The 10,442-nt window shown below is 61.3% G+C and carries 8 protein-coding genes and 1 pseudogene; 3 read left to right on the forward strand and 6 right to left on the reverse strand.

What is annotated here, in order from left to right; all coding sequences use genetic code 11:
- Positions 1-626: 626 nt before the first annotated feature.
- Entirely contained in the window at positions 627-1,139 is a 513-nt protein-coding gene (locus E3T28_RS09240) for a hypothetical protein (RefSeq protein WP_134430063.1), read from the forward strand.
- Between the two features lie 3 nt (positions 1,140-1,142).
- Positions 1,143-1,681: pseudogene (locus tag E3T28_RS09245) on the forward strand (transposase); the annotation flags it as partial.
- A 142-nt stretch (positions 1,682-1,823) separates the two neighbouring features.
- Here the strand turns inward: E3T28_RS09245 and E3T28_RS09250 are convergent.
- From E3T28_RS09250 to E3T28_RS09270, 5 genes are read right to left on the reverse strand one after another with little or no spacing between them, the layout of a single operon-like run.
- Positions 1,824-3,824, reverse strand: a complete 2,001-nt coding sequence (locus E3T28_RS09250) for a GAP1-N1 domain-containing protein (RefSeq protein ID WP_241979257.1) — start codon at positions 3,822-3,824, stop codon at positions 1,824-1,826.
- Complete coding sequence (locus E3T28_RS09255; protein ID WP_134430069.1) at positions 3,821-4,639, reverse strand: TRAFAC clade GTPase domain-containing protein; 819 nt, start codon at positions 4,637-4,639, stop codon at positions 3,821-3,823. The genes E3T28_RS09250 and E3T28_RS09255 overlap by 4 nt, the downstream gene beginning before the upstream one ends.
- Positions 4,636-5,610 (reverse strand): TRAFAC clade GTPase domain-containing protein, encoded by a 975-nt coding sequence (locus tag E3T28_RS09260; protein WP_241979259.1) that lies wholly within the window; start codon positions 5,608-5,610, stop codon positions 4,636-4,638. Before E3T28_RS09260 ends, E3T28_RS09255 begins: the two co-directional genes overlap by 4 nt.
- 2 nt (positions 5,611-5,612) lie before the next feature.
- A complete protein-coding gene (locus E3T28_RS09265) occupies positions 5,613-6,620 on the reverse strand; it encodes a GTPase-associated system all-helical protein GASH (protein WP_134430075.1) in 1,008 nt (335 codons plus the stop codon).
- Positions 6,617-7,978, reverse strand: coding sequence for a metallophosphoesterase (locus E3T28_RS09270; protein WP_166786976.1), 1,362 nt, complete (start codon positions 7,976-7,978; stop codon positions 6,617-6,619). Before E3T28_RS09270 ends, E3T28_RS09265 begins: the two co-directional genes overlap by 4 nt.
- Positions 7,979-8,102: 124 nt before the next feature.
- Between E3T28_RS09270 and E3T28_RS09275 the strand changes: the two genes are divergently transcribed.
- Entirely contained in the window at positions 8,103-8,807 is a 705-nt protein-coding gene (locus E3T28_RS09275) for a helix-turn-helix transcriptional regulator (RefSeq protein ID WP_241979258.1), read from the forward strand.
- 263 nt (positions 8,808-9,070) lie between these two features.
- Here the strand turns inward: E3T28_RS09275 and E3T28_RS09280 are convergent, their stop codons facing one another.
- Complete coding sequence (locus E3T28_RS09280; protein ID WP_134430081.1) at positions 9,071-9,640, reverse strand: dihydrofolate reductase family protein; 570 nt, start codon at positions 9,638-9,640, stop codon at positions 9,071-9,073.
- Positions 9,641-10,442: the final 802 nt, after the last annotated feature.

Raw genomic sequence — 10,442 nt, forward strand, 5'->3', positions numbered from 1 at the left:
CTCGGCTTCGCGGTAGGTCCTGTGCGGTAGCGGCGTGTTCGCGGTATCGAGCATGGGCGTTTGCAACTCTCAGAATGGTGAGTGTTGCGACGATCGCTAGAACCCAAGGCAGAACTGGGGAATTTCAGTGAGCGCCGTCATGAGCGAGTGAGCTGACATTTTCTTTTGCGCAGTAACGGGTGCGATGCCCCTTCGTTCCGCGTATTGCCCGCGAAAGCGTAAAACTTGGCTGTGCAAGCGGCCGTGAACAGCTGACCGCTCCTGGTCGCGTGCACCTCCCGCGGATATACGGGCGGACCGTGCATGCCACTTCGAGAAGCGCCAGTGTTGCCGGACGAGGGGAGCGGACGCTAGAGGGCACCCAATCCGACGTGACCTGTCACTCGTTGCGTTTGACGATTCTTCCCAAATGGGTCAGCATCGGAACTGCCGGGACGCGGGCTCAAACAAGCGGTGCCCTCAGCAAGAAAGCGCCCGGCACGGATCTACAAGGGGGAACAATGCAAAATGGCGGCTGCACCGCACCTATCACCGGGATACATCGAACTAGTTCTGGGTGGCAAAACTGCCCGGTGCATGGCTCGGGCCCGGGGTCATCGCAACTAGGCGGGACGCGGACCCCGACGATGTGGTCGCCGTTGCGCAGCGTTCGGACGACGCCACCTCCGGCTTTCACTGACTACAGCGGCCAACGAGACAAACTCGGTGAACTCAGCGAGAACGTCTTTCGGCTGATGCTCCAAGCGCCCGACGAACGAGTGCGCGAGGCGACCGTTGACCTCCTTGACGCTCTCACACCGCCTGGCAAACCTGTTTCCCTGAGTGAGCACGCGCTGTGTCTGCTCTTCGAGCAGTTCGCAGTGGGGCTGCAGAGCCTTATTGCCGCCCCGGGCATGCTCATCGACGAGTTAGTTGGTGAAACGGTCCACGGATCGAAGGTTCTCTCGGCCGCTGTGCGGGTGCTGCTGAAGCACGCCGCCGCTCTCGCCATGTCACAAGCCACGGCACCACTGAGCCTCCTGCACGCGCAGGCATGTGCGTGCGCTTTAGCGTTCTGCCCCGACACAAACAAGCATCCGTCACTTGGCAAGAACTGCGGTCTCCCATTGTTCAATGCAGCGGCAACTCCCGACGAGTAGGGCATTGCCCGGGCCCTCAGCGAGCAGACCGTCGTGGTCACTGACACGAACGCCAGCAGAATCGTGCTTCCCAGACTCGCCGAACAGCTCGCTGCCTTGCGCCGGCAACGCGAGGAGGTCGCGGTCGAGGTTGAACGGCTCGTGGAGGCTCACCCTCTTCACCCATCCTGATCAGCATGCCCGGAGTCGGGATCAGGACCGCCGCCAGACTCCTCACCGAAGTCTCCGGAAAGGACTTCGCGATCGCCGGCCACCTCGCCGCATATGCAGGCTTGGCGCCGGTCACCCGCCGCTCGGGCAGTTCCATCCGCGGCGAGCATCCTTCCCGTCGCGGGAACAAGATCCTCAAACGAGCGCCGTTCCTCTTCGCCTTCGCCGCGCTCCGTGACCCGCTCCCACGCGCGTACTATGACCGCAAAATCGCTCAAGGCAAACGCCACAACCAAGCCCTCGTGGCCGTCGCTCGACGACGCTGCGACGTCCTCTACGCCGTGCTCCGCGACGGCACCGTCCAGCAAGCCGACCATCAGCTCGCCGCTTGACAAGAACATGGGGGCACCCCCGGAGCGGGCGCGTCCCGTGTTAACGACGCAACATTTGTGCCGGAGGCAAGACGAGCAGCATGAGCTCTCACAGCGGAGTTGTCTCGTGTCACCTCTAGCGCCGCGGCGGGAGTGACGCCACCTATTGGAAACCGAGGATCCGCAGTACATCGCGAACCCAACTCTTCCGCATGTCTTTTCGGCGGCTGATGAGTTCTGCCATATCGGGCGCCTGTCGTCCCGCACCGCGGATAAGTTCGCTGGTCGATGTGGCGCCCCATTCGTCGCGACGAATCTCGGTTACTGCACCGCGTCGGAGACGGTAGCAGCGATCCCAGGTGGGGCCCGACGGTAAAGCGGCACCCAGCACCTCCCACGCTTCCGAATCGAAGTATTCGTTGCCCAGTGCGTCGTGGAGGGGCGCGAATGTGTTCTGCCAGCCTCGTTTGCGCAAAGCTATCTCTCCGCTTTGAATGGCTGCGACAAGGCTGACAGCGAGCAGTCGTTCGTGTACCCAGTTAGGCGCGCCCCGAAGCTCACCGGATTGACAGGATGACAGCGCTTTCAGCCAATCGCGAGCATTCACCCGCCTCCAGAGGCCGGCGTGGAGCGGGGCTGACAGGAGGACAGTGAGCGCATACCGAGGGTTGGTGCCGAGCGAGATCTTGCCTGAGAGGCTGGCCAAGCCGATTCGTTGCAGGGTGTCTCTCAATACTTGGGCGCTTGCAACGATCTGGGCCGCAGGGATCCCACTCCGGCTGACCAGATCTACCAGTCGCCACCATGCCTCCGGAGAGGCGCTGCAGGCAAGTGTGAGTGCGTCGACTGAACCGCCATGAAGGAGCGATTCGAGAATCTCATCCTGCACGGCAGCCGCGAGCGACGCGAACACATCCCCGACGGACTCTCCTTCCAGCGCTTCCCAAACGTCAGGGTTAAAAAGAAACGCGGGTCTGCGAGCTACGACGAGTAGCCCCAGGTCCTGATGCAGGGTTGCGAATCGGACGACACTGTCAACGTCCAGATGATCGGCGATCTCGGCAAGCACCGGCTCGATTTGTGATTCGGGCACAGCAGTGAGATCGGTGCCAAATTCTGCATCAAGAGCTTCCGCAGGGACTGACCCGGAAAGGATCAATCGAACGAAGCGGCTCCCCACCTCGAGCTCTCCCAGGTCCAGATGCTCCGAGAATCTGATGGCGAGTGCTAGTCGTACAGCTTCCGGCACATCAAAGCTGCCCGACTCTCGCAGAATATCGCCCTTCAGACGGCGCATCTGATTGGGCAGGGGAAATTCGAAAAAGAGGCTGGAGACGGCTTCGAGGATGGCTCCTCGGCTCGCGAGTGTCTCCTGCGCCCTAACGAGCACCGACATATCTCGGCGGCCGCGGCGACTCTCGGCACCGTAGGTGTGCAGGAATTTACGCAGTGCGGGCCGGCGACCGTTGAGGTCGTCGGCGAGCGACTTCGCCCAGTCCCGGATAACTGGATCTGCCTCGACCCGATCGCCCTTCTCGACAACCTCGACGTCAAACCGCACGGCCGTCTCCGACGAACGGTAGCGGGTTCGGAATGCAAAAGAACGGCGCAGTCGAGACCACTGCTGCGCAAACAGCTCAAGCAGTACCTCCTCCTCGTTCTCTGGAACGTTCGAGACTACGGAGACCGTTCGACTGGAGGAATAGACAGCGCTGGCAAGCGACACCGGATCGACTGAATGTTCCCCGGAAATCCCCGATGGATCCGGGCGCGGCGACATGTTGAGAGTGAGTTCGCGGGCGCACGTGGCTGCAAAACGTTCGATGTCGTTGTCATCCTCGACGCGGCGAGGTCGATTCAGCTCCAACAGGTCGCGGAAGTCCTCGATGAGGGCTAGGTCTGCCCACCCGACGAGGACAACGTGCGACCATACGGCACCTGGCCTCATCCAGTTGCCCGCGGGCCATGTTCGGACGAATGCCTGCATCTTCGCGGATGGCAGAGGAAACACGGACAGGTAGGAGCGGCTGCGCCCATCGAAGCTCATGTCGGTGGCCACGCGAAGGATGCGGCTTGCGTCTGAATCAATCGGGAGGGACGAACTCAGCAATCGATGACCCCGCGAGTATCCGTAGAGGGCCTGGTGAACGGTCGTGGTCTTCATCGTCGCAGGAGGCCGAGAATGGGCTCGTCGATCGCGGCGTCTACTCCGTCGCTATCTGTCATGATCGCTCGGTCAAGACCGTCCCGATCTGAAAGCTGATCTCGGTCCGTGTCGAAACTGCCGCCTTGCGCACTTAGACCATACAAACGAATCGTTCGCCGAGGCCGTGCCGAGCGCAGATACTGCGCGACGAGAGGAGCGTTGTCGGTCAACCAATCAGCAGGTGTAATGCCTTCCGCTAAATCGAAAGCGGACAACACAACGCTGATTTCGCACTCTGGACCTGCGGTTTCGTCCAACACTTGCAGGAGCTCGGCGACGTCAACTTGGGTCGGCGTGTAGGGCTCCGGTGCTGCGCTCTCGCGAGGGTCCGCATCCCCGAGGGCGTCTGCTCCGGCGTTCACATCCGCTATAAGCGGATCATGCGCGAAGTCCCCGACATGAATGAAAAGCGCGGCCGACCGCGAGTAGCGAACATCATCAAATAGGTCTGCGTCCATCGTCCCGGTTTCGATCACATCCTGCCACGTTTCGCCAGATAGGTCTGGCACGGCCAACAGTCCTTCCTCGCCCGAGCGATGGCGAATCGACAGTCGCAGACCTTTTTTCTGTGAGACCTCCGTTCGCGTTGCCTCTTTGCAGTTCAGCAGCGCGGACATGAGGAAGTTGGCGTGCTCACGGTCATCCCGGTGATTGGCCAGTTGGATCGAGCAACGCTCTCCCCGCAGGATCGCCAGAAAAAGAAGAGCGAGGTAGGTGGACTTCCCCGCGTGCGGGAACCCGACCAGAATCGCTCGCGGTGAAAATTCAGTCACGTTTGAGTTCCATTCCAGAAATGCCGACCTCCAGGCTGCGTGGTCGGCGCTACAGGCTGCGATGTCGAAACCGGTTTCTCGACGAGATACTCGAGGACCTCCGCTAGACCCATAGGGGCGGTGTTGTCCGCGGGTCGAGCACTCAGCGCTCGCGCTGCGACTGGAGCCGGTCGTCGCCGAAGTCCGCCAGCTATCGCTTCCAAGGCAGCGGTGCTGGCGTCTCGTACCTGTGGGGTCAGTTTATCTGCCTTGGTGGCGATGAGGAGCACCCGCGTTTCATCGCGCAGGCCGCCGTGCTCGAGCAGGCCCATCAGTAGCTGCTGCGCCCGCAGCAATTGCAGCGATCTGGTCGATGCGTGGCCCATCTGTTCGCCGTCGACAAGCACAAGGCAGATGTCGACACGAGGTAGGAATGGCAGTTCCTGCAGGGCTGTCGCGCCGTCAATAATTGACTCGAACACTTCTCCTCGAATGTCCGACACGACGAGGTCGACGCGGCGGCTTCCGGCAGCGACAGCAAGGTGAAGGTGATGGATCTCGTCGTCCTGCGTCCGAGCGGTTGCGGGCGACGTCGCCCCAGAAGATGCGCGGGCAGGTTTGTGGCGACGATGAAATCCCGAGACTGTCTGTGACCCTGCGTACTCCCACGGCCCAGTCGGCCCGGAAAGAAACTGTGCGAACAACTCGACGAGCAAAGTTGTCTTGCCGGCGTTGGCTTCACCAGCTATGAGCACTACCGTCGACGGGACGTCGCCGACGAGCCTGTTCGCTTCACTGAGTGTGAGCCCGTCGCCGCTGCTGACTGTCACCCGGCTGTTCGATAGCGCCTCTGGCGGTGAGTCGGACTCGCCAAGGTCGAACTCTGTATCCTCATCGTCGCTGTCGTCCTCGGAACCTAGTTCCTCAGCATCACCACCCGGATCCTCGGTTCGAGCATCGTCTAGCTCATCATGTTCGCCGTCGGCCCGCATGATCACATCACCCGCATCATGGAGTTCTCGCGAAGGAGCTGTGCGCCCAACTCGCGAAGGCCGACAACTTGGGACGGATCCAAGCCCGTGCTCTGAGCGATGACGGTCGAGACGACATCTCGTTGGCCAGGGTAGATGGCCAGCGACGACGCCACCGTGCTCAGAGGGAGCAGGAAATGGCTGTGGGGCAGAGCCGCATGTGCGGAGCCAGCGAGTTCCTCAGCAATGTCAAGAATGGAGACGTCTGGTTCAGTGTCGAGATTGCCGACGCGCTCATTCAACACCTCGACAGTTCCTCGCGCCGCAGGGGCGATGTGCACGAGCTCCTCGATTTCGATCGTCGCGCGAACGACTCGCTCCATTGCCGGAAGCTGCTCCCACTCTGCACTCGATGCGGAATGGAAACTCTTGCGGGACCACCACAGCGAGTTGAGTTCTTCGTCCATCCGATCGAGCCGGATACTGACTTGTTCGACCACCTCATCGAATCGCCGAGCGAGAGCGCGAACTGCTGCTACGGCCTGTGGTCCTTCGAGTTCCTGCTCCCCCGTGAGCAGTTTCCTTGAGGCGCCTTTTAGAGCGGCGATATCGGCTCGGGCGCGTGACGCTGTACTCACGTCAAACGTGACAGCTTCTGCGGTGCGCAGCAGCCCAGGAGCGCCCGGCTCGTAACCGAGGTACGCAGCAGACTCGCAGGCGAGAGCAGCGAGAATACGACGGTCGGGTTCGCGCAAAAGCGCTGTCAACGCAACTGCCGCCACGATTCGGACCACCTCCTGTCCACGACCAGTGACCCAGGTTCCGTCGTGTTCTCGAATCGCTGACTCGATGGCCTCCGCGGAGCCGGGAACGGGAGCGCCACAAGCAGCCGCGACGAGATCGAGCGTCGACAGTTCAGCCATCGCGAGGCTCGCCGCAGCCCTGCGGCTCTGGATCTCTGCGGTGTCGATCTCCATCGTGGCCGCCGACAATGCGGCAGCCATCTCGTCGAACGTTGGGTCAGTGGTCACGAAAGCTCCTCTTCGAGTTGATTGATCAGGTGCTGGTCCCGGACACGCTTCAGCACTAGCGTCCATAGTTCCGGGTCGGGTGTGCTCAAGTCTTCATCGGTCAACACATGCAGACGTCGGGCTATCTCTCGTCTCCTTGTGGTGGGTAACTGGAGAAAACGCACGGCGATCCTACGGAGATCCCTGCGTACCTCGCCGGAAAGGGCCGCAGGGGATGCCACCGTTGCATCCTCGAGTAGTGGCGAGGCGGTAACAGTGGAATCCTCCGCGGCTTCGCCTTCTGGAAACGACGTCGCTTCCTCGCTCCGGCGAGGACTGGGTTCATTACCGGCGAAGTAGGTTTTGGCTCCTAGGGGATGTGAGATGAACCGCGTGTCTGATTTGCTCCAGTAACGCGGGTCAACGTGAACCTCCAGCCCTGCACTCACCTTGCTCAACGTGATCACGTTGTAACTTGCGAGGAAGGGGTCGTGCTCTCCGCCCGATTGACGCTCAGGGGCCACTGCTCCTGCGTTCACATGAACCGTCGTGCCGTCTCCTCCTGGCTGGACGGAGCTGTATGCATGCTCGTGCCCAAAGAGAATGACGTGCGCACGCTGCAGGTAGGGTGCGATGTGGTCCCAATCTCGCAGCCAGCTAGGGGGGTGATGCATCATGACCAGATGCAGGAGGCCGGGTTCGCGGTCCAACTGAACCTGGTGCGTGCCGACCACAAGATTTCGTTTGTCTGGCTCGTGGTGGTCTTGGTGACTGGCAAGCGCGGAGTTCACGCCAGTTAGCCGGAGCACAATCCCATCGACTTCGAGCGTGTCGTCCTTCCACATCGGAGATTCCGCGGTGATTCCGCAACCAAAGGAAGACGCGAATTCGTTGTATGCATCCAGCGGAGCCATGACGGCTGCTGATTGCGGATCACGCGCAAGGCGTCGTTCAAGCGTTAGATCGATGTCGTTCACTTCGCACTCCGCAACTGCTTTGCGGAAATCTTGAGCAATCGAACTGGCGCCGATGGTATCCCACGATACGTCGTGGTTCCCGGGGACGACCCACACGTCGCTCGCCTCCAGGCCACCCGCAGCTTCGAGCAGCTCGTCGATCCATTCCCGAGCGGTGGCGTACTGCGCGGGCTCCGCGCCGAAAGCAATATCGCCACCCACAAGGATCGCGTCGAGCGTAGTCTCCCGATCAACGTAGGCCCTGAGGTCCCGCACCAGTTCGGTGCGTTGATCCCGGTCTTCGTCCCAACCGCGGTCGTTGAAATGGATGTCACTAACGTGCAGGATTCTTAGTGGCAATTTCAGTTCACCCCCGGTGTGAAGTCTCGTATCTGTATCGTATTGGTGCCAGAGGGGATACACGCGCTTAGGCGTTGCATCTCCCGCCCTGACGCTCGTCTTACGACCATGGGACTGCTGATGGTGTAGGTGACTCGTTTTTTTGTGCACTCCCACAGCTCGCCGATACTCGGCTAGCGTCGCGGATATGGATAGTCAGAACGACGTGCAGCAGTTCCTCACGGCCTTGCGTGCACGCCTCACCCCGGAGAAGGCTGGCCTTACGTCCTTCGGCGGCGAACGCCGGGTGCTGGGCCTGCGCCGAGAGGAAGTTGCCCAGCTCGCCGGCGTCAGCACCGCCTACTGCACACGGATGGAACGCGGCGACCTCAGTACCGTCTCCGAGAGCGTGCTCTACGCGCTCGTGCGGGCACTGCAACTCAACGAAGCGGAATCTGCGCACCTGTTCGACCTGTCCAAGGCCGCCTCCGGTCCGCGCTGCGAGTCGCGGGCCAAGCCCGAAGCCCAAGTGTCGCCCGTCGTCGCCCAACTGCTGGACACCATGCGCGATGTGCCCGCGGTCGCGATGAAGCGCATCACCACGACCGTCGGCTCCAACGCCCGCTCCTTCTTCCTCGACGACCGGGCGAAAGACTTCTACCTCGACTGGGAGACCAGTGCTCGTTCAGCCGTGTCGGCCCTCCGCCTCCTCGCCGGCCAAGACCCCAGCGACAAAGCGCTGATGGCTCTTGCCACCCGCAGCACTGACTTCCGCACGTGGTGGGGCGGGCACACTGTTCGCACCCACAGCTCCGGCACCAAGAGGATCAATCATCCAATCGTCGGCGAGATGTCGCTGAACTTCGAGACCATGATGCTCCCCTCGAGCGGCGGCATCATGATCGCGACCTAACTCGCCGAACCGGGGACACCGTCCGCCGACGCGCTCGACCTATTGCGCAGCTGGAGTGCCCAACCGCACGGTGCCATCGCCGCAAACTAGAACGTGCCCAACGGGCGATTCTCACATGTAGGTGCCCCGTCGCTGGATTCCTATACGGGCACTGACGCCGGCCCCCCTGGACCCTCTACATGACACAATCACTAGTATCGGCTCGGGGAGTCCTGGATTGAACCCGCCCGTCATGCTGGGCCAATGTGCCAGGATAAAGCGCATCAAGCCGCAACTCGCGAGGGCTGGTAGCGCACGGCGACTGCCCCAGACCGGAATTCACGACCGTCCACGAGTTCGAGCTGGATGCGTTCACGCAGGCCGGCAAGCAGTGTCGGGCCGTGTCCGGCAAGGACCGGCTGCACAAGGAACTCGTACTCGTCGATCAGTCCCAGATCGGCCAATGCCAGGGGGAGCGTCACTCCACCCACCCACAGGCCCTCGCCTGACTCCTGCTTGAGCCGCTGAACTGCTTGCGCCAGGTCGCCTCGCATCAGTTCGGCATTCCAATTGACCTCGCTCAGCGTGCTCGACACGACGTATTTCTTCGCCCGGTCGATGGTGTCGGCGAACGGTTTCTGCCATTCATCCATCCAGTCGGGCCACGTGCCCGTGGCTGGCTTCTGCCACGCCGATGCCATCATCTCGTAGGTCACCCGGCCGAAGAGCAGGGCATCGGCTCGTTCCAGCTGAGCGGTCCAGTAGCGCATCGACTCCTCGTCCGGGGGGAGTCCTGCCTCGTGGTGGCAGCAGCCGTCCAGCGTGACGTTTATCGAGTATCGGAGTGGTCTCATCTCGCGGCCCTCCTTCGATGCGCGCCCCCCAGTCATCGGACCGTTCTCAATCGACTGCCTCGGCCGTTGATCGACGCACTAAATCGCGCCCAGTGTATAGCGCCGACGTGATGCGAACCAGACCGCGGCCCAGGCACACGACCGAACGCGATCACCGGCGATGCTCGTTCACATGCGGCGGCACACGGGGGAGAGGTGAGAGGCTCGTCATTACCGCTCTGGGCGCCTTCAGAGGCCATCATTTACCCATCTAATTCATCTCTATTTGACCCAAAACGATGGGCTACAATTGGAGACGGCGAATCGCTTGGTTCCCTGTAAATACAAGGGAATTTGAGGGTTTTCGGAGACATTCGGTAACGACTAAATTAAGGCCAGAACCTTCAAGGGGTCGCAGGTTCAAATCCTGTCAGCCCGACCAAAGGGCCGTTCGCGAAACTCTTCACGAAACGGTCCGGTCGAAACAAAAAGAAATCGCTCCTGAGGCTTCTAAGGAGCGATTTCTGGTTTAAGGGGTTCTCGCGTCCGTTTCTGGTCGCGATTCTTGAGTTGTGTGCGGGATCTCGGTTGTTCAGGGTGTCTTCGGGCGTTTTTACGCGCGTCGGATTGTCTCGAATGCTGGGTGTTTGCCCTCTCGGGCAGTATCGGTGGCCGCCTGGGTGGCTATCTCCTCAGGGGTGGCCCGCCGGTCCCGGGTCACGTCCCTGTGAGTGGTGTGGTTTCCCGCTCTTGAGTGTTGCTTCGTCAACGTAAAGAGCCACCGTGGGATGGTCAGTGAGTACCGACTAAAGCAACTCACAAA

Origin of the sequence: Cryobacterium sinapicolor (genome assembly GCF_004403465.1) — a bacterium.
GTDB lineage: Bacteria > Actinomycetota > Actinomycetes > Actinomycetales > Microbacteriaceae > Cryobacterium > Cryobacterium sinapicolor.

Coding starts and splice junctions, on each gene's coding strand:
- E3T28_RS09240 (WP_134430063.1), top strand. CDS start 627: ATGTGGTCGCCGTTGCGCAGCGTTCGGACGACGCCACCTCCGGCTTTC.
- E3T28_RS09250 (WP_241979257.1), bottom strand. CDS start 3,824: ATGAAGACCACGACCGTTCACCAGGCCCTCTACGGATACTCGCGGGGT.
- E3T28_RS09260 (WP_241979259.1), bottom strand. CDS start 5,610: ATGCGGGCCGACGGCGAACATGATGAGCTAGACGATGCTCGAACCGAG.
- E3T28_RS09275 (WP_241979258.1), top strand. CDS start 8,103: ATGGATAGTCAGAACGACGTGCAGCAGTTCCTCACGGCCTTGCGTGCA.
- E3T28_RS09280 (WP_134430081.1), bottom strand. CDS start 9,640: ATGAGACCACTCCGATACTCGATAAACGTCACGCTGGACGGCTGCTGC.